General features: G+C 54.6%; 22 protein-coding genes. 12 read left to right on the top strand and 10 right to left on the bottom strand.

The window, feature by feature from the left end:
- The first annotated feature begins 215 nt into the window (after positions 1-215).
- The 4 genes from epd to fba all read left to right on the top strand — a co-directional run bounded on the left by epd (position 216) and on the right by fba (position 3,866).
- Complete coding sequence (epd, locus tag GM154_RS07715; protein ID WP_219651704.1) at positions 216-1,259, top strand: erythrose-4-phosphate dehydrogenase; 1,044 nt, start codon at positions 216-218, stop codon at positions 1,257-1,259.
- A 26-nt stretch (positions 1,260-1,285) separates the two neighbouring features.
- On the top strand, positions 1,286-2,449 hold the full coding sequence (locus tag GM154_RS07710) for a phosphoglycerate kinase (RefSeq protein WP_010796101.1): 1,164 nt from the start codon (positions 1,286-1,288) through the stop codon (positions 2,447-2,449).
- Positions 2,450-2,454: 5 nt separating this feature from the next.
- Positions 2,455-2,652 (top strand): hypothetical protein, encoded by a 198-nt coding sequence (locus tag GM154_RS07705; RefSeq protein WP_010796100.1) that lies wholly within the window; start codon positions 2,455-2,457, stop codon positions 2,650-2,652.
- A gap of 149 nt (positions 2,653-2,801) precedes the next feature.
- Entirely contained in the window at positions 2,802-3,866 is a 1,065-nt protein-coding gene (gene fba, locus GM154_RS07700; RefSeq protein WP_010796099.1) for a class II fructose-bisphosphate aldolase, read from the top strand.
- A 52-nt stretch (positions 3,867-3,918) separates the two neighbouring features.
- Here fba and GM154_RS07695 read toward each other — a convergent pair whose 3' ends face one another.
- Positions 3,919-6,132 (bottom strand): M48 family metallopeptidase, encoded by a 2,214-nt coding sequence (locus GM154_RS07695; RefSeq protein WP_219651702.1) that lies wholly within the window; start codon positions 6,130-6,132, stop codon positions 3,919-3,921.
- 258 nt (positions 6,133-6,390) lie between these two features.
- Here GM154_RS07695 and GM154_RS07690 point away from each other — a divergent pair, with 258 nt between their 5' ends.
- Positions 6,391-6,903: a YgjP-like metallopeptidase domain-containing protein gene (locus GM154_RS07690; protein WP_219651700.1), complete on the top strand. Its 513-nt coding sequence runs from the start codon at positions 6,391-6,393 to the stop codon at positions 6,901-6,903.
- Here GM154_RS07690 and GM154_RS07685 read toward each other — a convergent pair whose 3' ends face one another.
- Positions 6,904-7,164 carry a YebG family protein gene (locus tag GM154_RS07685; RefSeq protein WP_010796096.1) on the bottom strand — a complete coding sequence of 87 codons (261 nt, stop codon included), beginning with the start codon at positions 7,162-7,164 and terminating at the stop codon, positions 6,904-6,906.
- A gap of 103 nt (positions 7,165-7,267) precedes the next feature.
- Positions 7,268-7,750 (bottom strand): GreA/GreB family elongation factor, encoded by a 483-nt coding sequence (locus tag GM154_RS07680; protein WP_219651698.1) that lies wholly within the window; start codon positions 7,748-7,750, stop codon positions 7,268-7,270.
- Positions 7,751-7,935: 185 nt separating this feature from the next.
- On the opposite strand from GM154_RS07680, the gene GM154_RS07675 reads away from it, so the two are divergent.
- The 4 genes from GM154_RS07675 (at position 7,936) to GM154_RS07660 (ending at position 13,188) form a co-directional block, all read left to right on the top strand.
- Positions 7,936-8,613 carry a phosphoribosyltransferase gene (locus GM154_RS07675; protein ID WP_219651696.1) on the top strand — a complete coding sequence of 226 codons (678 nt, stop codon included), beginning with the start codon at positions 7,936-7,938 and terminating at the stop codon, positions 8,611-8,613.
- A gap of 78 nt (positions 8,614-8,691) precedes the next feature.
- On the top strand, positions 8,692-9,711 hold the full coding sequence (locus GM154_RS07670; protein ID WP_219651695.1) for an SDR family oxidoreductase: 1,020 nt from the start codon (positions 8,692-8,694) through the stop codon (positions 9,709-9,711).
- 294 nt (positions 9,712-10,005) lie between these two features.
- The gene (locus GM154_RS07665) at positions 10,006-11,481 is read left to right on the top strand and encodes a lipid II flippase MurJ (protein ID WP_219651693.1); all 1,476 of its coding nucleotides are present in this window, start codon (positions 10,006-10,008) and stop codon (positions 11,479-11,481) included.
- Between the two features lie 495 nt (positions 11,482-11,976).
- A complete protein-coding gene (locus tag GM154_RS07660; RefSeq protein WP_230382176.1) occupies positions 11,977-13,188 on the top strand; it encodes an NAD(P)-dependent oxidoreductase in 1,212 nt (403 codons plus the stop codon).
- Positions 13,189-13,445: 257 nt separating this feature from the next.
- Here the strand turns inward: GM154_RS07660 and GM154_RS07655 are convergent, their stop codons facing one another.
- The 3 genes from GM154_RS07655 to GM154_RS07645 form a co-directional block, all read right to left on the bottom strand.
- Positions 13,446-14,606: an acyltransferase gene (locus GM154_RS07655; protein ID WP_219651691.1), complete on the bottom strand. Its 1,161-nt coding sequence runs from the start codon at positions 14,604-14,606 to the stop codon at positions 13,446-13,448.
- Between the two features lie 470 nt (positions 14,607-15,076).
- Positions 15,077-16,456, bottom strand: a complete 1,380-nt coding sequence (gene dbpA, locus GM154_RS07650; RefSeq protein WP_219651690.1) for an ATP-dependent RNA helicase DbpA — start codon at positions 16,454-16,456, stop codon at positions 15,077-15,079.
- 86 nt (positions 16,457-16,542) lie between these two features.
- Positions 16,543-17,238: an HAD family hydrolase gene (locus tag GM154_RS07645; RefSeq protein ID WP_219651688.1), complete on the bottom strand. Its 696-nt coding sequence runs from the start codon at positions 17,236-17,238 to the stop codon at positions 16,543-16,545.
- 374 nt (positions 17,239-17,612) lie between these two features.
- Here GM154_RS07645 and GM154_RS07640 point away from each other — a divergent pair, with 374 nt between their 5' ends.
- On the top strand, positions 17,613-18,845 hold the full coding sequence (locus tag GM154_RS07640) for a GAF domain-containing sensor histidine kinase (protein WP_219651686.1): 1,233 nt from the start codon (positions 17,613-17,615) through the stop codon (positions 18,843-18,845).
- A 69-nt stretch (positions 18,846-18,914) separates the two neighbouring features.
- Positions 18,915-19,787: an ABC transporter substrate-binding protein gene (locus tag GM154_RS07635; protein WP_219651685.1), complete on the top strand. Its 873-nt coding sequence runs from the start codon at positions 18,915-18,917 to the stop codon at positions 19,785-19,787.
- Here the strand turns inward: GM154_RS07635 and GM154_RS07630 are convergent.
- Together GM154_RS07630 and GM154_RS07625 are read right to left on the bottom strand one after the other, a co-directional pair.
- Positions 19,672-20,907, bottom strand: a complete 1,236-nt coding sequence (locus GM154_RS07630) for a diguanylate cyclase domain-containing protein (protein WP_219651683.1) — start codon at positions 20,905-20,907, stop codon at positions 19,672-19,674. The two genes, GM154_RS07635 and GM154_RS07630, sit on opposite strands and share 116 nt — an antisense overlap.
- Before the next feature lie 68 nt (positions 20,908-20,975).
- Entirely contained in the window at positions 20,976-21,305 is a 330-nt protein-coding gene (locus tag GM154_RS07625) for a hypothetical protein (protein ID WP_074827046.1), read from the bottom strand.
- On the opposite strand from GM154_RS07625, the gene GM154_RS07620 reads away from it, so the two are divergent.
- A complete protein-coding gene (locus GM154_RS07620; RefSeq protein ID WP_010796083.1) occupies positions 21,304-21,513 on the top strand; it encodes a cold-shock protein in 210 nt (69 codons plus the stop codon). The two genes, GM154_RS07625 and GM154_RS07620, sit on opposite strands and share 2 nt — an antisense overlap.
- A 62-nt stretch (positions 21,514-21,575) precedes the next feature.
- Here the strand turns inward: GM154_RS07620 and mdtD are convergent, their stop codons facing one another.
- Together mdtD and gspD are read right to left on the bottom strand one after the other, a co-directional pair.
- Complete coding sequence (gene mdtD, locus GM154_RS07615; RefSeq protein WP_074827043.1) at positions 21,576-23,015, bottom strand: multidrug transporter subunit MdtD; 1,440 nt, start codon at positions 23,013-23,015, stop codon at positions 21,576-21,578.
- A 131-nt stretch (positions 23,016-23,146) separates the two neighbouring features.
- Positions 23,147-25,450, bottom strand: coding sequence for a type II secretion system secretin GspD (gspD, locus tag GM154_RS07610; protein WP_219651855.1), 2,304 nt, complete (start codon positions 25,448-25,450; stop codon positions 23,147-23,149).
- Positions 25,451-25,494 lie beyond the last annotated feature (44 nt).

Raw genomic sequence — 25,494 nt, 5'->3', positions numbered from 1 at the left:
CCGTCTATCGACTACGAAAAAGCGTGTTTTATTTTGCAAATGAAGCGGCATCTTCAGCAAATTCGCTTCTAGCTACGCTAATCTTTTCTGGATTCGCTCGCCTAGATTGTCTGAAAGCCTACACTTAGGGCTTGTGTAGTGTGTCATTGCTCAGGCTACACTTGTAACATCACTAGCCATTGCTTATTCAATTCTGGACACCGAAACCCACTTTCATGGCTGATTCTCTTTATCGTGTTGCGCTCAATGGCTACGGCCGTGTCGGTCGGTGCCTGGTCCGTGCGCTACATGAGCGCAGCGCCTCGGTTGATTTCGAACTCGTGGCGTTGAATGACTTGGCTGACCTGCCAAGTCTGGAGTACCTAACACGCTTCGACTCGACTCACGGACGCTTTCCCGGCGAAGTTGCCATAGAAGGGGATCGCTTGCGCATCAATAGCTGCAGCATGCATGTGCAGCGCTGCGCCAATCCTGATGACATTGACTGGAGGCGTCTGGGCGTCGATCTGGTTCTCGAATGCTCTGGCGCCTTCAGCACCCGTGCAGACGGTGAGCGTTTTCTTGCAGCCGGTGCGCCCCGCGTCTTGTTTTCCCAGCCGATGGCCAGCGAAAGCGACGTAGACGCCACCATTGTGTATGGCGTCAATCAGGGCAGCTTGCGCGGTACTGAGAGGCTTGTCTCGAATGCCTCCTGTACCACCAATTGCAGCGTGCCGCTGTTGAAACTTTTGAACGAAGTCGTGGGTCTTGAATACGTCTCGATAACCACGATTCATTCAGCCATGAATGACCAACCCGTGATCGACGCCTATCACGCCGATGATCTGCGCCGTACCCGCTCGGCCTTTCAATCGATCATTCCGGTCTCTACAGGGCTGGATCGTGGAATCGAGCGCCTGTTGCCGGAGCTGGCGGGGCGCGTTCAGGCCAAGGCCATTCGTGTACCGACCGTAAATGTGTCGGCGCTGGATATCACTTGTCATGTTTCGCGTGATACCACTGTCTCGGAAGTTAATGGTCTGCTCCGCGAGGCTGCGATGGGTGGCCCTTTGCAGCATCTGGTGAACTACACCGAGTTGCCGCACGCGTCCTGCGACTTCAATCATGATCCCCATTCCGCCATCGTTGATGGCAGTCAAACCCGTGTATCGGGGCCAAGGCTCGTCAATCTGCTGGCCTGGTTCGACAATGAATGGGGCTTTGCCAACCGCATGATCGACGTGGCAAGTCATTTCTTGCGCGTCGCCAAGCCGATCTGAACAAGCACAACGAAGGGATTGCATACATGTCCGTGTTGAAAATGAGCGACCTCGATCTGAACGGTAAACGTGTCCTGATTCGCGAGGACCTGAACGTTCCGGTAAAGGATGGACAGATCAAGAGCGATGCTCGTCTGGTCGCCGCGCTTCCGACGCTGAAGCTGGCATTGGAGAAGGGCGCTGCTGTTATTGTCTGCTCGCACCTGGGGCGACCGACCGAAGGTGAGGCGAGCGCCGAGAACAGCTTGAAGCCTGTAGCGGAATACCTGTCCAAGGCTTTGAATCGTGAGGTTCCGCTGGTGACGGATTACCTGGGCGGTGTTGATGTACAGCCGGGTAATATCGTTCTGCTGGAAAATGTGCGCTTCAACAAGGGTGAGAAAAAGAACGCTGATGAGCTGGCTCAGCAGTATGCCGCGCTATGCGATGTGTTCGTCATGGATGCCTTTGGTACCGCTCACCGTGCTGAGGGCTCTACCCACGGTGTCGCCAAGTTTGCGAAAGTGGCCGCAGCTGGTCCGCTGCTAGCCGCCGAACTGGATGCGCTGGGCAAAGCCCTCAAGGCGCCCGCGCGTCCAATGGCTGCCATCGTGGCGGGCTCTAAAGTTTCTACCAAGCTGGACGTTCTGAATTCTCTGTCCAGTGTTTGTGATCAATTGATTGTAGGCGGCGGTATTGCCAATACCTTCCTAGCTGCTGCTGGTCACAAGGTAGGCAAATCTCTGTACGAAGCCGAGCTGGTCGATACGGCTAAGGCCATTGCTGCTAAGGTCAGCGTGCCTCTGCCGGTCGATGTGGTTGTCGCCAAGGAATTTGCCGAGTCTGCCGAAGCAACGGTTAAATCCATCAGCGATGTTGCGGATGACGACATGATTCTGGACATCGGCCCAGAAACGGCCAAGCAATTTGCCCAGCTGCTCACATCGGCCAAGACTATTCTGTGGAATGGCCCGGTCGGCGTTTTTGAGTTCGATCAGTTCGGTAATGGCACCAAAGTACTGGCTCAAGCCATTGCTGACAGCGAGGCATTTTCGATTGCTGGCGGTGGCGATACCCTGGCGGCTATCGACAAGTACGGTATAGGCGAAAAGATCTCCTATATCTCTACTGGCGGTGGTGCATTCCTTGAGTTCGTGGAAGGAAAGGTTCTTCCGGCGGTCGAAGTCCTGGAACAACGCGCTAAAGGATAACCGCCATGATACGTCTCGCTGCTTTTTCTGTACTTAGTTGCCTCATGCTGGCTGGCTGTGCCGGCGCAACATCCGACAAGGCCTGTCGTGCTTTCTCGCCGCCACCGGTCTCCGTTGCAACACCCACCGGCCAGAACGATGAGCGGGTAGCCACGACAACTGGTGCATCCGATCAGACAACAAGTGCGGATGGTTGCCGTTAAGCGGGACGTAGTATGCGGACCGAGTGATCACTCGAAATTGACGAGTTAAACGATACAGCAAGAGCAGTGCGCTGCTCTTGCTTGAAAAACAGTCTGCCAGTGGTGCAGGCTGAAAACATAATAGGTCCATACCGGGAGATAGGATCACCATGGCACTCATCAGCATGCGTCAGCTGCTGGACCACGCAGCCGAGTTTGGCTACGGCGTACCAGCTTTCAACGTTAACAACCTCGAGCAGATGCGGGCCATCATGGAAGCAGCCGACAAGACCGATTCTCCGGTCATTGTGCAGGCTTCTGCAGGTGCTCGTAAGTACGCAGGTGCGCCATTTCTGCGTCACCTGATTCTGGCTGCCGTTGAAGAGTTTCCACACATTCCCGTAGTCATGCACCAGGACCACGGCACCAGCCCGGACGTTTGCCAGCGTTCCATTCAGCTGGGTTTCAGCTCGGTCATGATGGACGGCTCTCTAAGAGAAGACGGCAAGACACCTTCTGACTACGAATACAACGTGCGCGTTACTCAGCAGACCGTTGCCTTTGCCCACGCCTGTGGTGTTTCGGTAGAAGGTGAGCTGGGCTGCCTGGGCTCCCTGGAAACCGGCATGGCAGGTGAGGAAGACGGTGTAGGCGCTGAAGGTACACTGGACCACAGCCAGCTTCTGACTGATCCAGAAGAGGCTGCCCAGTTCGTACAGGCTACCAAGGTTGATGCCCTGGCAATTGCCATCGGTACCAGCCACGGTGCATACAAGTTCACCAAGCCGCCAACTGGGGATACGCTCTCCATCCAGCGTATCAAGGAGATCCATGCACGCATTCCAGATACTCATCTGGTCATGCACGGCTCCAGCTCCGTCCCTCAAGAGTGGCTGGCCATCATCAACGAGTATGGCGGTGACATCAAGGAAACCTACGGTGTACCGGTCGAAGAGATCGTTGAGGGCATCAAGTACGGTGTCCGTAAGGTGAATATCGATACCGACCTGCGTCTGGCCTCTACCGGTGCGATTCGCGAATTCATGGCGAAGAATCGCAGCGAGTTCGATCCGCGTAAATATCTGGCCAAGACGGTATCGGCCATGCGTGATGTTTGTATCGCTCGCTACGAAGCGTTCGGTACTGCAGGCCAGGCCTCCAAGATCAAGCCGATCTCGCTGGACAGAATGTTCGAGCGTTATGCAAAGGGTGAGTTGGACCCCAAGGTCAACTGATCACGCTTTAATAAAAAGCCCGCCTCGATGCGGGCTTTTTATTGGCTGCAATTTAGAGTCCCTTGGCGGCTTCAGCCTCAAGACACCACTTGGCAAGCAGGTTGAAGGTGTATCGATAGCAATAGGTAAACGCTTCAAGCAAGGCATCACTTTTCTGGTAGAAGTCGAGGAGGGGACCTGCTTCGGCTTCAAGGTAGGGATGTTGCTGCTTGAGGTAACCGCCAATACTCTCGCCGGGCAAGATATATTGCTTGATGGCTTCGGCTTGTTTTACCAGACGTTGTGTCCGGGTCCGGAAGTCCAGAAGCGCATAGTGGCTAAGCTGGTGGGTCTGCATGCTGCCTTGTAGACGATGAAGACTGTTGTATTCCTTGACCAATAACTGCGACTCGCGCAGTCGCTCATAATCGGGATAGAGCTCGGTGAGGGAAAACAGCAACTGGGCCAGGTCGCGGGCTTGTGCATGCCCCGGATGATGGCTTTTGAGCGACAGGTCGATACGCTGGCGGAGCAGCGCTGCCACGTCACTCATGACGGTACGAGCCGGGCTTTGCCAGGTATCGATATTCCTGTACTCGTTCAGATAGCGCTCTGGATCAAACGTGTTTACGCCATGGATATGGTTTGTGATGTGATGAGCGTTCAGCTCATCACAATAAGCCAACGTAAAGCGCCGCTGCACTTCTTTCTGTGCATGCTGCCAGTTGAGGCCTGTTTCCTCTGTGCGGTTTTTCAAGACCGAGATGACGGCTGCCCAGTCCATGGTGGCCTTTTCTTTACCGGCAGGCGCATGCAGAGGAAGCCAGGGCAGGTCAGCCCATTGACCCAGTGTCCACCTGTTTAGAAAGGCAGTTTCGTTGTTCTGGTCCATATCGAAGGTAGCCGCGTTGGCTTCACGAAACTGAGTCAGGCTCACATCGAGTCCAAGTTTTTGATAGTACGCAGTCGTGACTTGTCGGCAGTACTGAGAGAAGTATTCGAATAGCCCGGTAGCAGGAGACGCATCTGTTATCAGCGCTGTGCTACCCAAGGCTTCTGCTGCCTCGATACGTTCGACATCGGCAGGATGAACACGCCAATAGCGTTGCCTGTCGCGCAGCTTGGCCTCCAGGCGGCGTTGCGTCTCGATATCGAGTCGGGTGGCGCCCAGGGCAGCAGCCTGTGGCATGTCTGCCAGCAGCGCGCCTTCGCTCCAGGTACTCACGTTCTGGCGATCTGCCTGTCTGAATGCCCAGCGCAACGCATGATGATGCAGAGTGGCGGCGCGAAACGTATCACTGCCTGCAATCTGTGCCGCATAACGGTCTGCCTCTAACTCCAGCCGTTTACAGGCAGGCTTGGAGAGGCGGTAACTAAGAAGAAAGCAATAGTGCAGAAGCTGGCGTGGCAGACGCATGCCGATGCGAGCGACCAGAACACCCAGGTTGGTCACTCGCGAGGTCTCAGCTTCGCTAAGGTGCTTGAGGCGCTCACCCAGTGCGTCCTTGAAGTGGGCCCGCTGGTCCAGCCAGGCATTGCAGAAATTGATAAAGTAGTAGCACCGCATATTGAAGCGCCGGGCGCAGTGGCCAAACTCATGCGCCAGGACGCCGGCAAGCTGTTGCCTGGAAAAGCCTGCCGCTAACGGTAGTCCCAGCGTCAAGGTGACATCGCCTTTAACCAGACCTTTCCAGCCGGAAGCCAGGTGGACCTTGGCATCTACTTCATTGCTCAGGTGAATTTCTATAGGGGTACGCACTTGCATGGCTGTGCACAAAGGAACCACGAATTCCCAGAGTGCTGGCTCCTGCCCTGGTGCGAGAATGACGGCTGGCTTCTCGCGACGACGAGCCGTGAATACAGGCTTTGCGGTAAAGAACAGGATGAATCCGCCCAGGCAGGCCAGAAAAGACTTTACTGCGAGAGGCCCCCATTCAGGTAATTCAACTGAGGTCAGGCTTTGTACATCGAGTGCAGGCAGTGCTATGAACAGGAGGGCGGCAATAACGGTAACCACCGCCACGTAGAAAAGCACGATCGCTGCACACCCAGCCACAACCAGTACGAGGTGAAGCATGTGCAAAAGGCTGAAGGGTGAGCGCGGTAGCACCTCGGATAATGCAGGCGAGGCAGAACTCGATGCGTGTGTTGCTTCCGCAGGGGAAGAGGAGGCGGGTTCAGCGGGTTGAACGTCCAGGCCGATCTGCTGCAGGAGATCAGCAGCCAAATCCTTTGGAGCACGCGGGGTCAGCTCTTCTCCGCTTATAGCCAAGTCGGTATGAGACATATGCATTCCATTGCAACGCTGAGGGTATGGTCGATGCTGATCGCTGAATGAAAGAGACGACAAGCGTCACGGCATTTGCAGCGAAACAGCCAGATATAAACCACAGGATTGCCCACGCTTTTACACGGTTTCGATGGCACTTTGCTGTGCCTGACTCGCATTTTTAGGAGCGGAGGTCGACTGTGTTTTACAATAGTGGGCTGGTTCACTATTCAGGCGTCAGTGGTCCCACCACGGTAGCGAGTGACACGACCAATCATGGCTTCTCTTAAATACCTGCAAGGCTACCCGGCTTCACTGCAGGAGCAGGTTCGTCTGCTCTGTGAACAAGGCCGCCTACAGACATACCTGTCCAGTCGCTATCCTGGGTCTCACCCCATACAAAGCGACAAGGCACTTTATACCTACGCCCTGGAGATCAAGCAGACGCACCTCAAGAATGCGCCTGGTATAGACAAGGTGCTTTACGATGCAAAGCTTGATGTGATGCAGAAAGCGCTAGGGTTACATACGGCCATTTCACGCGTACATGGCGGCAAGCTCAAAGCGAAAAAGGAAATAAGGATTGCCTCTTTGTTCAAAGAGGCAGCGCCCGAGTTTCTGCAAATGATTGTGGTCCATGAGCTTGCGCATCTGAAAGAGCACGAGCACAACAGGGCCTTTTATCAGCTATGCGAGCATATGTTGCCGGGTTATCACCAGATCGAGTTTGATCTACGTGTTTTCCTGCTCTGGCGAGACCAGGAAAAGGCTGCCTCGGCAACATTGTAATCAGGCAGATTCTTTTCCGTTCAGCTCGGCTAGCACATCGGGCTGACTCTTGAACGCCTTGGCGAATAGATCGCGATGACGAGCCATGTAGATACCGACATCTTCTGCCTGTTTGTCAGTCAAATCGGGTACGGCTTTCTGTAATACTTCTGCCAGAGACTCAGCAAGCTCCAGCATTTTGTCATAGCGATCAGCTTCAGCTTTATCCATGAATAAGCGCTCCGGATCTCGGCTGCTGCGGTACAAGACTTCGACGGCCATTCATCACCTCATCGCCTTCGTCATTACTGTTTATATATACAGTATATCTTTCCAGACTGGCTTTGACCAGCACCTGAGCAAAGAAAAACCCGGAAAGGCCTGTTTATTCGACCGATACAACTTCAAATATTTGCTTTGTGCTGCCGATTGAAAGACTGATCTCTTCCCCTTCGGTTTTTCCCAGTAGCGCCCGCCCGAGCGGTGCATTGGGTGTGATCACCATGATGTCTCCGGTATCTGTCCTGATTTTAAGACCCGCTCCTGCCGGGCCTAGGAAAAAGGTTTGTTGCTTGCCTACGGTATCGCAGACAACGACCAGGGAAGACAGCTGAACACCGTGTTCCGCCTCGTGGGTACGTATGACGAGATTACGGTAAGCCTGCAAGGACTGCTGAATCTCTTGTATGCGCTTTGAATAGCCAGCCGCTAGATATGCCGCTTCGAGTCCGCGAGTGTCGTATTTGTTTTCCGCTACGTTCTCTTCATGTGTCGCCGTTTCATGTGCAGCTTGCGCGGCGGCTATGGCGGCCTGAAGGTCACTTTGCAATGTACTCACAATGTGCTGGTAGAGCTGCTGTTTCGTCATAAAGGTGCCGGTACGTGACAGAAACCAGAGTGTGAGACGTTGATAATCGCCTTTTAAATCTCTGGATGACTTACTGAGTTTTATTTATGACCGGTGAGTCATTTTTCAGTTTTGGGTCTATAAATAGGTAGGTAGAGATCCGTAAACAACCAGTCGGTGGCTGACCGAACGGCATAGGGCAGGCAATGAAACCAGCATGGAGCCCGGCAGTACTTTACAAGAATCGCAGCCAGGCAGGGCAGGTGCTGGCTGCGCGGCTGCGTCCGTATATCCACCATAACCCCATCATACTGGCAGTACCTCGCGGAGGTGTCCCGGTGGGGTATCAGGTCGCCAGAGAATTGGAGGCGCCTCTGGATGTGCTGATGGTGAGCAAGATCGGCGCGCCAGGTAACAAGGATATGGCGTTGGGGGCCGTTACTGATGGGGCTGCCAGGCGGTGGGTAGCAAACCAGGCAATGTTGGAGTATCTCAACCCGCCAGCCGGATGGTTCGAGGCGGAGCGGGACCGACAGATAGACAGTATCGAGCGGCGCAGGCGGCTGTACCGTGGCTATACCGATCCAATGGTGATTACCGGTCGTACAGTCATTGTGGTGGATGACGGCGTGGCAACGGGTAGCACTGCCAGGGTTGCGCTAGTCGCATTGGCCGAGGCTGCGCCTGCACGTCTGGTATGGGCGGCCCCCGTTGGGCCTGCAGGCGTCGCCGAGGGGTTGAGAACACTGGCCGATGACGTGGTCTGCTTGGCGACGCCCGATGTCGTCAAGCACATCGAGACCTACTATCAGGATTTTTGTCCGGTTTCTGACCAGGACGTCCTATCCCTGCTGGCAAGGTGTCGTTCAGATAGCCGCGTCTGATCATCCATATATCCGGTTGAAGGAATCCTGAAGGGCTTGAAAGGCTCCGATAGGAATAGATGACTATTGGAGCCTTTGATGAAGCCTGTACCCAAGCCGTTACATCAGCAAACGATCGTTATTACCGGCGCCACCAGCGGTATTGGTCTGGCAACTGCCCGAATGGCTGCTCAAAAGGGCGCGAAGCTGGTACTGGTCTCACGTGATGAAGCTGCTCTGCAGTCCCTGCAGCATGAGCTCAGTCAGCAGTGGGGCGCACAGGCTATTCATGTTGCCGCCGATGTAGGCAATCGAGCGGATCTGGAGCAAGTGGCAAAAAGAGCAGTCGAGCGGTTTGATGGGTTTGATACCTGGGTAAACAATGCAGGCACGCTGGTATGGGGGCGGCTGTGGGAGGTAAGTGAGGCCGACCTCAAAAAAGTGTTTGAAACGAATTTCTGGGGCGTGGTCAATGGATCACTGGTGGCTGTCGAGCACTTTAGGCAGCGGGAAGGTGGAACCCTGATCAATCTGGGGAGTGCCTTATCGGAAGCCGTTGCTCCCTTGCAAGGTATCTACACCGCCAGCAAACATGCCGTTAAAGCCTTCACGGATGCTTTGCGCATAGAACTTCGCCATGACACTGTGCCTGTAGCCGTGACCTTGATTAGGCCTTCCTCAACAAACACGCCCATTAACGACAGGGCCAAGAATTACCTTGCCCATACGCCTCACTTGCCAGCCCCGACCTATGTCCCGGAAACCGTCGCTCGGGCAATCCTGCGCGCCGCTGAACGGCCCAAGCGGGATGTGTACATCGGGAACAGCAAGCTCATAACTCGGGCGGCTCAACTGACGCCACGGTTATTTGACTGGATAGCTATAAAGACGCTGTTCGCAGCTCAGCAGAGTAAAACAGCCGATGCTTTCCCGTCAGATGCGTTGTACGAACCTGTCACTAGTGGCTCTACAAGGGGACGTAATCCCGGTCCCATGTTTCGCCATAGTCTGTATGCCCAGGCCAGCCAGCAGCCTGCCAAGACAGCGGCTTTGGCTGGCGCGGTGGGATTGGCTCTTTATAGTGGTTGGCGGCTTATCAGGGCCTGCAAGGCTGAGTGATCGCCAACGACTGCTCGTTAATTGGAGACTGGCGCACAGATTTTGTGTGCGCCAGCCAGGTATGAGCAGGAAAAGCCTAAAGTTTAGGAATGTTACGAAATATTTTTAGGATTACGTTGTCAGTGCAGCAGCAAAATCCCGGACGTTTGATATCTGCTCCGGGAGATTTATACGGGAGCCGGTAAGCCCGTGCTGTGGTATCGAGTCCGAAGCCTGCTGTGTCTTGACTAAATGCCTTGTGTTTCTTGCAAGCGATCGGGCTTGGTATGGATGTAATTTTTCTAGGAAAGAAACATGAAGAAGACCGTAATTATCCTTCTCATCACCGTTGCGAGTTTTCTTCTCGGCTTTCTGCGTGATCTGTTGATCGCCAAGGAGTTCGGGCTTAGCTGGGAAACGGATCTCATCTTCGTTGCGATGATCCTGCCGCTATTCTTCGAGAATTTTTTCGGCCTCGCGTTACGCGATGCCATGATTCCATACCTGCAACGCATACGATCAGAAAGTGAGGATCAGTTCATCCTGTCCAGTCGGTGGCTCTACTGGCGAGTCATGCTGTTTGGTCTTCTGGTTTCACTGTGTGCAGCCCTGGGCAGCCCTTGGGTACTTAAGGCACTGGCGCCTGGCTGGACGGCTGATCAGGTCAATGCGGGACTGCTGGTATTTTCCGTAGGCGCCTTCCTGATTTTCGTACAGGCCATCCTGTATTGTCAGGGAGCACTGCTGAGTCTTGACCGGATCTTCATCCTGCCGATGGCGCGTACGGTATCGATGAATCTAGGTGCCATCATTGGCATTTATGCGTTCTATCCCAGCGGAATCTACCTGTTTGCAGGCATGCTGATTCCGCAGGTGATACTGATTTTTATCCAGCATCAGCGGATTGGTTATCTGACTGGCCGAGCAGTAAAAGGAAAGCTGGAAAGTCGAGGCTTCGAATTTGTGCTGACGTTTGCGCCCGTGCTGGTGGCCGCAGGTGCACAGCAGGGATGTATGCTGGCTGAGCGCTTCTTCGCTTCCTTCCTGGCTGAAGGGACGATCAGTATGCTGTCGTTCTCTTATCGCATCGTTACCATCCCGCTTACACTTTATGCGCTGTCGGTTCTGGCTGTCATGTTTCCAGACATGGCGAAAAGCTGGGCAGATTCCGAGCACGATCGTTTCAATGCTGTATCCCGCAAAGCCTCACTGGCAACGTTGCTGTTCCTAGTGCCTGCCTCGGTGGTACTAATCGCTTTCCCTGAGCCTGTAGTCAAGGTCTTGCTTGAGCGCGGTGCATTTGGCGCGGCCCAGACACAGGCTACGGCTTCCCTGGTGGTGGCTTACGCTATTGGCCTGCCTTGGATGGGACTCGCTCTGATCTGGGGACGTGCCTTGCTGGCTCAGCAAAGGGGGCGTGCATTCCTCATCATAACCTTGGTCAGTTCCGCTCTGACGGTGCTGCTGGATGCTGTGTTGTACAAGATCTACGGTGCCAATGGCCTTGCGTATTCACTGTCGATTGGCTTTTTCGTGCAAGCGCTATGCATGGCCTATTTCCTTTATCAAGCATCACCCAAAGGATTAAGCGTTGCAGTGCTTGCCCGCTGGACGGCTGCTGCCCTGGCCGTTACGTTTGCCACGCTGTATGTAGGCCCTCAGCCTGACGGGTTTGTAGAGTTGGTGGTCTACATAGTGGCCTTGCTGCTGTGCCTGCTGGTCTTTCTGGTCGTTCTGGGTGAGCGTGACCTATTCAAGCGCTCGTACTGGACCGCTGTAAAAACAGCCTAAATCTGACAGGTTAGCTGAAGGACCAGCTAACCTGCGAATTCCTTATCGGTCATTGTCTTGCAATCGTCACAATTTTAAATTTATTCGCTATTTAAATTAAGAATTTGATTTAGGCTGGTTATAGCGCTTTAGACTTAATTTAAAGTGCTTTGCGAGCTTGTGCGGGCAGTAGTTTGATCTAGAGCATTAATTAATCCACTGGAATTATAAGGATTAATTCCATTAGATAAATTGGCGCTTTCTTTTTGACAGTAATTTTTTGAAATAAAACAAGTAACTAGGAACTTTTTAAACTAGCTTTGTGTCCTACAGCACGATTGTGAACGCGTTATGTCTGTAGGCAATCGCCAAGGCCTTGCTGCCAACCAATTCAAACTCCTAGTTACGACATATGCAGCGCTTTCTCTTCTGTTCGCTGCATACCTACCACTTCTGAAAGGATTCGTTCGTATGTCCAACCTCCAAGTAAAACGTGTCGGCGTTGTCGGAACAGGCATGATTTCCCGCTGCTTTGTAAGGTTGATTGCAAAGCATTATAAAGACCTGGTTATTTCCAAGGTCTTTACTCGCCGTAGCCTGAACACCATTTCGGATTTTCCACTTCCTGAGTGCCTGACCAATTCGCTGGATGAGGTGTTGGACAATTCCGACCTTATCGTTGAATGCAGTGGTGATGTCTACCACGGTACAGAGGTCATCGAGCGCGCCTTTCAGGCAGGTTTGCAGGTGGTGACCATCAATGCTGAACTGCAGGTCACCACAGGCTCCTATCTGGCCGGAAAAGGCTTCCTGACAGAGGCTGAAGGAGATCAGCCGGGTTCGTTGGCTGCCTTGCATGAAGACGCCATACAGATGGGCTTCAAACCCCTCGTATACGGCAACATGAAGGGCTATCTGAACCTGGACCCTAAGCCGGAAGACATGGCGTACTGGGCCAAGCGGCAGGGTATCAGTATCGATCAGACAACCTCGTTTACCGATGGCACCAAGGTGCAGATTGAACAGGTAGTCGTAGGCAACGGCTTTGGCGCTACTATTACGCGTCAGGGTCTGGAAGGCCTCAAGTCCACCAACCTGAACGAGACGGCCAACGTGCTGGCTCAGATGGCTGAGCAGCTAGGTCAGCCTATCGTCGACTATGTCGTACCGAGCGGTTATCCGGCTGGCGGCGTGTTTGTGGTGTGCCGCCATGATGAAGATCAGGCACCTGCGATCGAATACTTCAAGTTGGGCGCTGGTCCTTACTATGTGCTTGTTCGTCCTTACCATCTCTGCTCGTTGGAGGTCGGCAAGACGATTCGTCGTGTGGTCGCGGGTGGTGGCGTTTTGCTGAACAACTCGACGACTCCCACATTGAGTGTCGCTGCTGTCGTTAAGAACCCGATGAAGGCAGGTGACATCATCGAACGTGGTATTGGTGGCTTCCAGGTGCGCGGTGAGGCCGTCAAGATTGCGGAAAACCCTGATCATCTACCGATCGGCTTGCTGAAGCATTCCGTCCTCAAACGTGCTGTTGCTCCGGGCCAGGTGATTACGTTTGATGACATCGAACTTGTGCCTAGCCGTGCATTGGACATTGTTATTGAACAACATCGAGCCGTTATTCAGGCACAAATGCCGGGCCTGTTGAATACCAACGAACCTCGTAAAGCATTTCCTTTCGGCAAGGGGCTTGATGAAGGTTTTGGAACTATCCCAGTCGTTTAATTAAGCGCTGAGGAAACCCTGTAATGCGGCAAGCATTACAGGGTTTTTTATTGTCTGCGCTTTTACAGTAGTTAGAGGCGGACACATGTCTGCTTAATAAATTACTACTGGTTTTGGTTTGTTAAAGCCCGAAGCAGCGGCTTGGTAAATTATAAGATGCTCTCAAATCCTGTTTATCGGGTTAAAGATATATGCTGCCTTAAAGGCAATAAAAAACCGGCTGTAATAGAGCCGGTTTTTATAAGGATGGAAAGAGATCAGATTGAGCCGTTAGGCAGAGCTTCCGCGGTAGCTTCTTTCTTGCGGGTCAAGCGTTTGCCTATCGCTACGCCTTTGAGTTCTATGTACTGGTAGGTATACCGGGAAACCAGTACTACGGTAATAAGCTGTGCCAAGACAACCAGATCATCCGTTACAGCGCCACCAGTCGTGATGTACTTGATCAGATCTGCCGGAGTGTCATGCGACGGCAGCATCGTTGTAAGTTCTTTGCCTGTTACTTTGGACAATACGATAGCAGCACTTTTGAATATATAAAGAATGGCTGCGTGAGTCATGTAGATTGAAAAAGACAGGTTACCCAACTTTACAAAGTATTCACCTTGCAGAATGCGTGAGACAGAACCTTTTTCGAACGAGAAGACCAGAATCAGGCAGCAGAACAATACGCTTGCAATAATACCCTTGTACTCAAGGTGAGAGATGATAACAGCATAGGTAATGCCAACGCTGAGTACTTCAAGCACCGTAAAGCTTAATGCGCTGAGTTGAAAATCCTTGATCTTGGTAAAGATGACATACGTGCAGGCGCCGGCAAAAAAGCAGGAGCAGCCTCTGAAGATGCCCGTTTTAAGAGGCGACTCCGGCAGGCACAGGACAACGAACGAGAGCAGGGAAATTAGCGCAAAGATCTTGAGATGGCCTCTGCGAGCCAGAATCAGAATAGCCCCAAAGAGGAGGTACATGTAGTACTCAATACTAATGCTCCAGGAGGGGTAATTGAATGAGCCTGTAATGGTGTTATTGAGCCAGGCCTGAACCAGCAGGAGATTAGGGAGAAACTCGTGAGGCGCCGTTGCGCCGGAAAAGGCACCGTCATTGAAGTGCAGGCCTTTACGCTCAGCCAAGTACTTTCCGCATTCCAGCGCTACATAGACGCCAAGCATGGTGAGATGCAGGGGATAGAGGCGCAGGGTTCTATTGATGAAAAAGTTCTTGTAGTCGGTGAGACTGGAAAGTCTATGACCATAGGTGTGATAGAGGACAAAGCCGCTAAGCACAAAAAAGAATTCGACAAAAAGGTAAGCGTTGGTAAACAAGCTCATTTCCGCAAAGCTGTTTACAACGTACGTATGAAAAAGAACAACAGCCAAAGCACAAAGGCCACGAAAGCTATCGAGTACGGTAAATCTTCTCATCAGACTGTCTCGTCCTTACCAGTCATAGTCGATATTCATACTTCGGTAAAGCCGGATGGCCTTTACTTTCCTTGAAGTAAGCTGCGCCCTAGAGCGAAGTGGCGACCCCGCAGGCGTACCGGAAAGCAGCCTGTTTGACGGCGTGGTCACAGCTATCTAGAAGAGGTTATTTCAAGGTAACAAAAACGAACGTTACGAAGTGATGAATAGAACTCATTGCTTGCGTTTCACGAGGCGGTACAACGTCAATCAATCAGATATGCGACACCGCTAGAATTATTAGGTTAGCCACCTAAGCGTTAGCCTGATTCTTTGAACACTTTGGCCTAGCAAGTTCAGCCGGAAGGGTAAAAAGGCGAAATATTTTTTCGCAATTGAAAGGTTGTTTTTTATGAGTTTTTCGATTTGCCTGGAAATGATGCTTTCCGTTGAGTAAGGCAGCCGACAGTGACCCGCCGGCTGCTGTTGAGTTACAGCATGCGCACTTTGAAAGAGCGTCCCTTTATTTTGCCCTCGCTTAACCGCTTCAGGGCCTGACGTGCTGTGTCACGCTCGATGGCAACATAGGCCTGATAGTCATGAACGGTGATCTTTCCGACCTTGTCTCCGGGAATACCTGCTTCACCTGTCAAAGCGCCCAGGACGTCGCCAGGTCTGACTTTTTCCTTACGGCCGCCAGCAATGCAGAGCGTGACCGTGGGAGGTACCAAAGGAGCAGGGCTCTCCAGCGTCAGCGTATCGATGGACTGCCAATTCAGCGGGGCCTTTTGTTTGTCCTCAATGGCTTGCGCGCGACCGGCCTCTGCAGGTGCTACCAGGGAGAAGGCCATGCCGGTTTCGCCAGCCCGGCCGCTTCGGCCGATTCGATGAATGTGGATATCGGCATCACGGGACAGCTCCACATTGATGACAGCTTCAAGGCCGGCGATATCGATTCCACGAGCAGCCACGTCAGTTGCTACCAGAACCGTGCAACTGCGATTGGCAAACTGTACAAGAACCTGATCGCGGTCGCGCTGCTCCATATCCCCGTGCAAGGCCAGCGCGGAGACCTTGTTCGCCCTCAGGTAGTCGACAACCTCCTGGCATTGCTGGCGCGTATGACAGAACGCAACGCAAGACTGAGGCCGAAAATGCTGAAGCAGCTGAAGAACCGCCTGAACTCGCTGGCGCGGGTCTATTTCATAGAAACGTTGCTCGATACGGGTATCATCATGTAACGCTTCGACCTTGATGGTCTTGGGGTTGCGTAGAAAGTTACTCGCTAGCTGTTCGATGCCTGAGGGGTAGGTCGCAGAAAACAGCAGGGTTTGGCGTCGTGTCGGGGTCTGGCCCAGGATGTCGGCGATAGCGTCATGAAAGCCCATATCCAGCATCCGGTCCGCTTCATCGAGTACAGCGACATTCAGGCCTTCAAGAGAAAGCGTCCCTTTGCGCAGATGCTCCTGAATACGGCCCGGTGTTCCAACGATCACATGAGCGCCGTGTTCGAGCGAAGCGATTTGTGGTCCGAAAGGGACCCCGCCACATAACGTCAGCACCTTGATGTTATCGGCTGACCGCGCCAGCCTGCGTATTTCCTGAGCGACCTGATCTGCCAGCTCACGTGTGGGGCAGAGTACCAGTGCCTGACAGCCGAAATATCGGGTATTAAGGCCATTCAGCAGACCTAGACCAAAGGCGGCCGTTTTACCCGAGCCGGTCTTGGCCTGGGCGATAAGGTCTTCCCCTTTCAGGATAACCGGCAAGCTCAGGGCCTGGATGGGGGTCATCTGCTGATAACCCAGCGACTCCAGGTTGCCGAGCAGTGCATCGGAAAGTGAAAGGGTGGTAAAGGAGGTAGCGGTCACGGAGGGCCTGCAGCATGCAAAATAAAACGTGCAGTGTAACAGGCCGCTCGATGGGGGCTATCGCGGTTGGTCGCAAGAGATAGCCGTCAGGCGTGTCCGCTGGTGGCCGTTTCCCGCAGGGCGGCAACCTGCTGCGGCAGTTGATCCATATGGCTGATCAGCGCTGTCACGCCCTGGCGTCTAAGTGTTTCACCGTGCTCGGGAGGAATGTGGCTTGCACCTGTAAAACCGATCACACGCATGCCGGCAGCCAGCGCTGCGCGAACGCCCGTGGCGCTGTCCTCGATCACCAGGCAGTTTTCCGGTGATACACCCATGGTACGGGCAGCCAGCAGATAGACATCGGGTGCCGGCTTGGGATGCTCCACCATGTCCGCGCTGAAGATATGACCGGCAACGCGCTCGGTCAGTCCTGCACGCGCCACGGAGGATACTACACTGTGGCGTTGACTGTTTGAGGCAACGGCCAGTGGCAGGTCAATGCGCTCGAGAGCCTCTTTGACACCGGGTATGGGCTCGACTTGCGTTGCAATCAGCTGCTCGGCGCGAGTGCGAATATCCTTGTGAATGCCTTCAGGGAGGGTAATGCCAAAGCGCTCTTCAACCCGCTGGATAATATCGCGCGTTGTCAGTCCGAACGTACCCTCAAGCAGTTTTTCGAGCTCCGTCCTGGGGGCATGACGGCTCAACTCGTCCATGACTATGCGCTCCGACAGGATTTCGCTGTCGACAAGTACGCCATCACAGTCGCTGATGAGTAGTTCGATCACGTGTGGTTTCATCAAAGACGTCCTTAGTGCGGCTGACCAGTATGGCCGCAGACAAGAGGAGGGGACACTGAGCCTGTCTGGATGACAGGTCGTTTGCAAACAGCGCTCCGCTGATCATTGGCTTGCACTGCTGGGTTGCCTGCCACGTTGTACATGAGACAGGAGACAAATTATTTAAAGTGAGGCTAGGGTATGGGCAAAAGGCACTGCCTCGACGTAGTGTAATCGCTTCTGCCTTGTTCATGGATTGTGTCTCCACGCGGAGACAGGACTCTCGGCTGTGAAAAACAGGCCTTAATGGCTCTGGAACCGCCTCATTAGAAGGGCTTGCACAGAAAAAGTTTTGCAGCCGCGAGCGTTAGGGCCTTTTGGTGTGGAGCCTTGGGATGAGCCATGATGCGCCGTGCGTATCGGCTTGCAAGCCGGCAGAATTGATTGGAGATGCAACACGGTTGGCGGCGCTGCACAGGACGCAGCTTTTGGATACGCCACCGGAAGAGGGTTTTGACCGGCTGACCGCCATGGCAGCTCGCCTGTTAGGCGTGCCCATCGCATTTATATCACTGGTGGATGACCGACGTGCCTTTTTGAAAAGTCAGTATGGCCTTCCGGATTTTCTGGCCAGTCACTGGGAACGATCGGCCTATGCGCTGGGTGAATGTGTCTTGTCTGAAGGGGGGCCGCTGATTATCGATGCCGCTGCACCGCATCCTGTGGCTGCATCTTTGACGATGCTTCCCACTGGAACAGGTGCCTTTTTAGCCGTGCCGCTCAAGGACAGTGATGGAGAGCTGCTTGGCTATTTTGCTGTTGCCGATCAGTGTTCCCGACTCTGGTGTCCCCGCGATTTGGAGCTTTTGAGCGAGCTGGCCTACTCAGCGACACGTGAAATCAAACTGCGTCTGGCGGTTCAGGAGGTGCGTCAGCATGCCCGGTGCGCCCGTATTGCCGTTCGGGCGCGTGAAGAGCTGCTGGCGGTCGTGGCGCACGATCTGCGAACGCCTTTATCGGTGTTGACCATGGCGTTCAGCCTGTTCGACGGGATCACCTTGAATGAGCGGCAGCGCGAAGTGGTCAGCCATGCACAAAAAGCCAGTGGTCATATGGGCAAGCTGATCGATGAGCTGCTTGAAATCTCTCAGATGGAGCAAAGCCAGCTGGAGCTTCGGCTCGCCTTGCTCGATCCGCACAAGCTCCTGGAAGACGCCGTTGCGATGCTGCAGCCGTTGGCCGAGCGGAGCGGCATACGCTTGCTGACGTCCTGTGAGCAGGAGCTGCCAACCATAAAAGGAGATTACGAACGCCTGCTGCGTGTCTTTTCCAATCTGGTAAGCAATTCCGTGAAGTTCAGTCAGCCCGGCTCGACGGTCTGGGTATCGGTCGTTCGTGAGGCGCAGGGGGTGCGCTTTACGGTCAGTGACAACGGGCCCGGTATTGCCAAAAGCGATCTGCCATTTATTTTTGATCGCTACTGGCAGGTTAAAAAGCGTGAACACCAGGGGGTTGGCCTGGGGCTGGCAATCGTGAAAACCATTGTCGAGGCGCATGGCGGTACGATCCAAGCCAGCAGTACTTTAGGTGAGGGCAGCGATTTCTGTTTTCATCTGCCGCTGGCGTAAAGCCGTCTTAAAGACTACATACTTAAGAAGATCCTGTTCATTGCATTGTCATGCCGGTAGGGAGGCTCTATGCGTGTCCTCACCTTTTGTTGCCTGGCTTTGACCTGGTCGTGCTCGCTCCTGGCCTGGGCCAACCCTCCACTTCGACTGGTTGGAAACCACTGGGAGCCGTATGTCATGACTTCGCCGGCTGGTCAGGGCTTGGCCGTAGATATCGTCAGGACGGCCCTTGGCCGCTCCGGATACGAGACAACGTTTCGTGAGGAGCCCTGGGAGCGGGTGCTGTATGGCATACAAAATGGCTCCCATGATGTGATTGTCGACATCTGGTACGCGCCCGAGCGAGAGCGCCTGGGGCAGTTTTCCAAACCCTTCCTGGCAAACCGCCTACGCTTTATCGCATTGAAAACGCGCGCGATTACCTTTTCCACGCTGGAAGATTTAAGGCCGTACCGGTTGGCCGTCGTACGAGGATATGCCTATTCGAAAGAGTTCGATCAGGATCGAACCCTGGACAAGGTCGCGGTTGCCGATTTCGAGCAGGCTTTGAGAATGCTGTTGGCGGGACGTGTCGATCTGGCAATCGAAGAGGAGCATGTGGCCAGGCGTGTGATTGAGCGCGTGGCCAGTGCTCAATCGTCCCGGCTTCAGTTTCTGGACAAGCCGCTGGCGGAAAAAGGCCTGCATATGTTGGTATCGGAAGATCATCCTGAGCAGGAAAAAATCATTGCGCAGTTTGACGATACGATCGAGCGGATGAAGGCAGATGGTACCTATGCCGACATTTTTGCCCGCTACGACCTGGCGTGGCCGCCAACTCAGCAGGTCAGCGACATAGCGTCATGCCACGCCCGCTGCGCTTTGCCTGATAAAGACGCTGGTCGGCCACGTGAAGTGCCGGCTCCAGCGCCTGGGTCTGCAAGTTGGCAACCCCGGCACTAAAGGACAGCAGGGGTGCGTTAGGCAGGTAATTGAGCCGGGTGCAGAGTTTGCGGAAGATATCCAGGCGTCTGGCCAGCTCCTGTTCGCTTGACTGGCTCACCAGTGCAAATTCCTCTCCGCCCAGGCGGCCAATGATGTCTTGCGGAAAATGTGTTCGCAGGGCATGGGCAAACGCTATCAAGGCGGTGTCGCCACCGGCATGTCCCATCTGATCGTTGATGTTCTTGAAAAAATCAATATCCAGCAGGGCAATACTAATGGGTTGCGACTGGGCTTGCGCCAAGCTGATGTGCAGCTCGGCTTTTTCCTGAAAGGCTCGCCGGTTCAGGAGGTTGGTTAGTGAGTCATAGCGGGCTGCCTGTTGTAACGCCCTTAGCAAGTCGCGTCGCTCGAGCATGGCCATGACACGGCAGTTGAGTTCTTCCGGGCAGAAGGGTTTGCGTAGGAAGTCGTCGGCGCCGTGCTTGATGAAGCGTGCGCTAAGGATGCCCTGTGGATCAGCCGAAACCCCCAGGATCAGCAGGTCGTGCCGTTTGAGCTGCTGACGCAGGCGCTTGACTAGCTCGAAGCCCAACAGGCCGGGCATGTCATGGTCCAGGATCAGCAGGTCGATATCGTTTTGCGCCTGAAGCACCCTGAGCGTCTCGTTCCCATCCATACTTTGCTGCAGCTGAAATAGCTGTGATGAGAGCACCCGACACATGTAGTGCCGCGAGACGGAGGAGTCCTCTGCAACCAGTATCTTGACGTTCTGGTTTTGGACCAGCCGATGCAGGAGTCGCAGCACATAGTCATAGGAGTACTGGCTCTCCTTGATAATGTAGTCGACGACGCCCTTGTTGATGAGCTCATCGCGATGACGCTCATCGTAGCGACCGGTCAGGACAATGCAGGGCACCTTGTGGGCAAGGATGACATCCACGACCTCGCCGTTGGGCGAGTCGGGCAGGTTCAGGTCGGCTATGGCAGCAAAGAACTGACCGGGGCTGGTCTCCAGAAGAAGTTCAGCCTCGGCCAGCGATGCGCAGAATACCGGTTCGAACAAGGGCTCCTGTCGAAAGAGGTGCGACAAAAGCTTGAGGACCAGTTGGCTATCTTCTACGACCAGAATATTACGCACGAAATGGATTCCCGAAGTGGTGCTCATCAAGCATGGCATATGTCCAAAAACACGCTTATTTAGTGTTTCTATAGACATGTCATGCTAGGAGAAGTAAACCTAATGACGGCATTGATTATGCCGTTGATCGCATCTGAAGTACCGGTTATCCCGTTTGCGACAGGCGGCTTTCGTGTAATCGCTTTCGTAATAAATTTATCGTAGAGTTCAAACCACTGTGTTTGCTTGGGTCGCTGTTGATCGTGACCTGAGGCGGTAGGTTTCCACGTGGCCCCGTCCTGCTCGATTGGTGTTTCTCCTTGCAACGCAGTCCCTGGCGAATGGTCTGATGGCGCATCGTTCAGGGCATTAAAAGCTTTAATAACAAAACCCGATTTACCAAGGAGCAACATCTTCATGTCGAATCGTCAGAACGGCACCGTCAAGTGGTTCAACGAAACCAAAGGCTATGGCTTCATTACTCCTGAAAGCGGTCCCGACGTTTTCGTTCACTTCCGTGCCATCGAAGGCAATGGTTTTAAGACCCTGGCAGAAGGCCAGCGCGTCAGCTTCGAAGTTGTGCAGGGCCAGAAAGGCATGCAGGCTGAGCACGTTCAGGTGGTCTGACCGCTGAGCGCAGAAGCAAAAAAACCGAGAATGCTCTCGGGTTTTTTATGCCTGCTGAATCATCAGGCCTCTGCGCTCTGCGGGCTCTTTTCCGGCTCCTCGACGCGATGCGAAGGCGCCTTGCGGTCAGGATTGCCCGGAAGCTGCCCGAAAATTGCGGCAGCCAGAATAGAGAGCAGCCCAACGCTGAGGTAGGTGGCATGGAAGGCGGACAGCACATCGGTATCGGCGTAATCATCCTTGAACCCACCCAGCAAGGCAGCGGCGCAGGCGACGCCAAAGCTCATCGACAGCTGCATGACCACGGACAGAAGACTGTTGCCGCTACTGGCCTGCTCATCGCGTAGATCGATCAGCGTCACGGTGTTCATGGCGGTGAACTGCATCGAGTTGACGGCGCCCAGAAGACCCAGGTGAATCAGCAGCAGTGGATAAGGCGTCTCCGTGGTGATCAGGCTCAGGCTGGCGATCATGCAGCCCAGTAAAATGGTGTTGCCGATCAGTAATCGGCGATAGCCCAGGCGGTCGATGATCGGCTTGGCGATGGGCTTGACCAGCATTGCCGACAGCGCAAGCGGAATCATGGTCATACCTGCCTTGGCCGGTGGAAAATTCATGCCCACTTGAAGCAGCAGAGGCGTCAGAAAGGGCAGCGCGCCACTGCCCAGGCGGGCAAACAGATTACCAAATATGCCAACGGCAAAACTGCGGGTGCGGAACAGTTGCGGCGAGAAGAGCGGACGCTCGATACGTAAGGCTCGCAGCCAGTAGGCGATCATGCAGGCGAGGCCGCCCACCAGCAGCAGAACCACCCGGGCATGGGGCATATGAAGCTCGCCCAAGCCCTCCAGGGCAACCGATATCAGGATCATTGCCGCGCCAAACAGCAGAAATCCAAACCCGTCGAAGCGCATGGGAATGGGGCTGCGCAGGTCAGGCATCAGTTTTGAGGTGACATAACAGCCCAACAAGCCTACCGGCAGGTTGATCAGAAAGATCCAGTGCCAGGAGGTTGCTTCCACTAGCCAGCCGCCTAGGGTAGGGCCTGTCAGCGGGCCGATCAGACCTGGCACGGTCACGAAGCTGAGTATTCGCACCAACTCGGTACGAGGATAAGCCCGCAGGATGACGAGTCGCCCGACTGGCAGCATCAGCGAGCCCCCCAGACCTTGAATGACGCGGGCTGCGATCAACAAGGGGAGCGAGGGAGACAGCGCACATAACAGCGAGCCAAAAGTGAACAAGGCGATGGCACTGAAAAAGACCCGCCGTGTTCCGAAGCGATCGGCGATCCAGCCTGAGGCCGGAATCAGCAGCGCGACCGTCAGCATGTAGGCGATCACGACGCCCTGCATGCGCAACGGATCTTCATTGAGATCATGTGCCATGCTGGGAAGTGCAGTATTGAGGATCGTGGCGTCGAGCGATTGCATGAAGAATGCAATGGCAACCAGCCAGGGCAAATAGCGAGCGGTACGGGCATCGAGTAGCGAAGCGGACATGAGTGATCGTACTTCCTTTGTGGCCAAAGGGTTGGAACGCAGGACGCCTCAAGCGTTCTGCCCATGTCGCGAAGGGAAATGCCTGAACACCTGGTGGGCCGCCTGACGATGCAGACGACCCACCAGGGTTGTCAACGGGAGGTGTCGATCTGGCTGACAGGCTTGATGGGACTGATCAACTGTAGTTGCTGACGGTACTCATCCGTAATCTGGCTCGCCTGACTGTTGCTGGTGATCACACGTGGCGTGATCAGAACGATCAGCTCCGTACGGTTCTTGCTGCGCGTGGTGTTGCCAAAGAGCCAATGCAGGCCTGGAATACGCCCCAGGTATGGCACGCTGTTGTCGCTTTCCGCGTCGTTCTGCTGGATCAAGCCACCCAACAGGACAGTCTGGCCACTTTGTACAGCGACCTGCGTCGTGACGGCGCGTGTCGAAATCGACGGGTTGCCGTTGCTGTCCGTACGGGTTCCGGTATCACTGCTGACCTGCTGCTGGATATCCATATAGACAAGGCCGCCCGGATTGATACGGGGCACAACATCAAGAATGACACCCGTCTGGATGTACTGAACGCTGTTGAAGGTCAGATCGCTCGTTGTGTTGACCGAGGTCTGGCTGATCGGGATATTGTCACCCACCTGGATCTGGGCTTCCTGGTTGTTCATGACCACCAGCGAGGGTGCAGAAAGCACACGCGTATTGCCGTTGGTCTCGAGCGCATGCAGTGCAACCTGCAGGTTGTTGCTGACAAACGAGTAGAAGAGGGCATCGGTACTGCCGAGTCCTGCGCCGCCTCGTCCCAGCGCTCCTTGGCTGCCGGATGCGTTCACTACACTGTTGGTCACGTTGCCGTTCGAGTCGGTGACCGGTGAATTACCGGCCAGCCGCCCCAGGTACCATTGCACACCCAGGCTCAGGCTGCCGGTCAGGCTGACCTCAAGGATGCGGGTTTCAATCTGGACCTGCATCGGAGGATTGTCCAGGCGGCGAATGGCTGATTGGATCTCGTTCCATTGCGAGGGCCGCGCACGAATCAGGAGCTGGTTGCTGCTCTTCTGCGCAGTGATCCGGACGCCTGTATCGTTATTGCCGTTCTGATTGTTGGTACTGCTTGAGCTGCTGTCTTCACTGTCGTTGTCCGAGCCAGTACCCGTGCCGTTTCCACGGGTGCTACCCAAACCGCCGCCCGTGCCGTTGTTGCCTCCGATACCGCTGTTGCTGTTCAGGCCGCCACCAATGCCGTTGCTCAGGCCCTGGCTGCTACCAATGGTGTTGCCGCCCGTACTATTGCCGCCGATACCGTTGCCAAAGCCATTGCTGGTCGACAGGGTGGTGGTACGCAAACCCGGCGCGACCTTGGCTTCCGGCTCTTCATTAACGGCCTCGTTGCTATAGATCTGACGCAGATACCGCGAGAGGTCGGTCGCTTTCATGTTGCGTACGTCGTACACATACATCTGCGGCTCGTTGCCGCCGCCCTTATCGATGGTCTCGATCCACTGACGAACTTCGTTCAGATATTCAGGCTGTGAAGAGATGGCCACCACCGCATTGGTGCGTTCGATCGGCAGGAAGCGGAGCATACCGGCCAGCGGGGTGCCGCTCTGCGGGCCGAACAGGCGATCCAGCTCCGGCATCAGCTCTGCCACACTGGCACGTTGCAGGCCGAAGACGCCGATAGACATGCCCTTCAACCAGTTCACATCAAAGGTACTGATGGTTCGCTGATAATTGGCAAGCTCGTCGGGCGTACCGGCCAGCGCGATGACATTGCGCGAGGGGTCCACCAGCAGGAAAGCATTTTCACGGGCAAAGGGCTTGAGCAGCTTCTGCATTTCCGTGGCGGAGATGTAGTCCAGCTGGAACAGGCGGGCAGACAGGCCACTGCCTGGCTCCGGCATCTGTAGCGCCGGCACCATGCGGCCTGCCACGGCCTGGTTGGCTGGTACAACCATGTAGCGATCGCCTTCACGCACCAGGGCGTTATTGGTCCAGGATAGCAACGTCTCCAGGATCGACAGGGCTTCGGTCTTTGCAACGGGCTTGGACGTGGAGAAAGTGACCTCACCCTTTACGTCCTGCGCGATGGTGTAGTTCACCTGAAGCAGATCGCCCAGGATACTGTTGATCACTGCTCGAATCGGCTGGTTGTTGAAGTTGAATACTACACCGCCGTCCGGCGCGGCTGACGGCTTGGCGGCAGGTGTCACTCGACTGTTGATGAAGCGGTTATCACCACGAATGATCTGACTGCGGGCCGGTGTACGGGGGTTATCGCCCGTTTCGGACGAGCTGGGAACATTGGGCGAGGGCTCTCTTACCAAGGGGCGTTGGCTGCCTGTTCCGGCCAGACCTTCACGCAGCAGGGCATCGTCTTGCTGCGTATCGGTGGCCGGTGAGATACAACCTGCCAGCAAGGTGGCGGTGGCCATGCAGGCCAAGGGGTAACGCAAGGTCACGATTGTAGTGCTCCTGA

The organism is Pseudomonas sp. MAG002Y, from assembly GCF_019400845.1.
GTDB lineage: Bacteria > Pseudomonadota > Gammaproteobacteria > Pseudomonadales > Pseudomonadaceae > Chryseomonas > Chryseomonas luteola.
Note: the sequence above shows the minus strand (reverse complement) of the source record. Positions and strands in the feature narration are given on the sequence as shown.

Coding starts and splice junctions, on each gene's coding strand:
- mdtD (WP_074827043.1), bottom strand. CDS start 23,015: ATGTCCGCTTCGCTACTCGATGCCCGTACCGCTCGCTATTTGCCCTGG.
- GM154_RS07635 (WP_219651685.1), top strand. CDS start 18,915: ATGCGTGTCCTCACCTTTTGTTGCCTGGCTTTGACCTGGTCGTGCTCG.
- GM154_RS07710 (WP_010796101.1), top strand. CDS start 1,286: ATGTCCGTGTTGAAAATGAGCGACCTCGATCTGAACGGTAAACGTGTC.
- GM154_RS07675 (WP_219651696.1), top strand. CDS start 7,936: ATGAAACCAGCATGGAGCCCGGCAGTACTTTACAAGAATCGCAGCCAG.
- fba (WP_010796099.1), top strand. CDS start 2,802: ATGGCACTCATCAGCATGCGTCAGCTGCTGGACCACGCAGCCGAGTTT.
- GM154_RS07685 (WP_010796096.1), bottom strand. CDS start 7,164: ATGGCCGTCGAAGTCTTGTACCGCAGCAGCCGAGATCCGGAGCGCTTA.
- GM154_RS07645 (WP_219651688.1), bottom strand. CDS start 17,238: ATGAAACCACACGTGATCGAACTACTCATCAGCGACTGTGATGGCGTA.
- GM154_RS07670 (WP_219651695.1), top strand. CDS start 8,692: ATGAAGCCTGTACCCAAGCCGTTACATCAGCAAACGATCGTTATTACC.
- GM154_RS07690 (WP_219651700.1), top strand. CDS start 6,391: ATGGCTTCTCTTAAATACCTGCAAGGCTACCCGGCTTCACTGCAGGAG.
- GM154_RS07660 (WP_230382176.1), top strand. CDS start 11,977: ATGATTTCCCGCTGCTTTGTAAGGTTGATTGCAAAGCATTATAAAGAC.
- GM154_RS07640 (WP_219651686.1), top strand. CDS start 17,613: ATGAGCCATGATGCGCCGTGCGTATCGGCTTGCAAGCCGGCAGAATTG.
- epd (WP_219651704.1), top strand. CDS start 216: ATGGCTGATTCTCTTTATCGTGTTGCGCTCAATGGCTACGGCCGTGTC.
- GM154_RS07705 (WP_010796100.1), top strand. CDS start 2,455: ATGATACGTCTCGCTGCTTTTTCTGTACTTAGTTGCCTCATGCTGGCT.
- GM154_RS07680 (WP_219651698.1), bottom strand. CDS start 7,750: ATGACGAAACAGCAGCTCTACCAGCACATTGTGAGTACATTGCAAAGT.
- GM154_RS07695 (WP_219651702.1), bottom strand. CDS start 6,132: ATGTCTCATACCGACTTGGCTATAAGCGGAGAAGAGCTGACCCCGCGT.
- GM154_RS07620 (WP_010796083.1), top strand. CDS start 21,304: ATGTCGAATCGTCAGAACGGCACCGTCAAGTGGTTCAACGAAACCAAA.
- GM154_RS07625 (WP_074827046.1), bottom strand. CDS start 21,305: ATGAAGATGTTGCTCCTTGGTAAATCGGGTTTTGTTATTAAAGCTTTT.
- gspD (WP_219651855.1), bottom strand. CDS start 25,450: ATGGCCACCGCCACCTTGCTGGCAGGTTGTATCTCACCGGCCACCGAT.
- GM154_RS07655 (WP_219651691.1), bottom strand. CDS start 14,606: ATGAGAAGATTTACCGTACTCGATAGCTTTCGTGGCCTTTGTGCTTTG.
- GM154_RS07665 (WP_219651693.1), top strand. CDS start 10,006: ATGAAGAAGACCGTAATTATCCTTCTCATCACCGTTGCGAGTTTTCTT.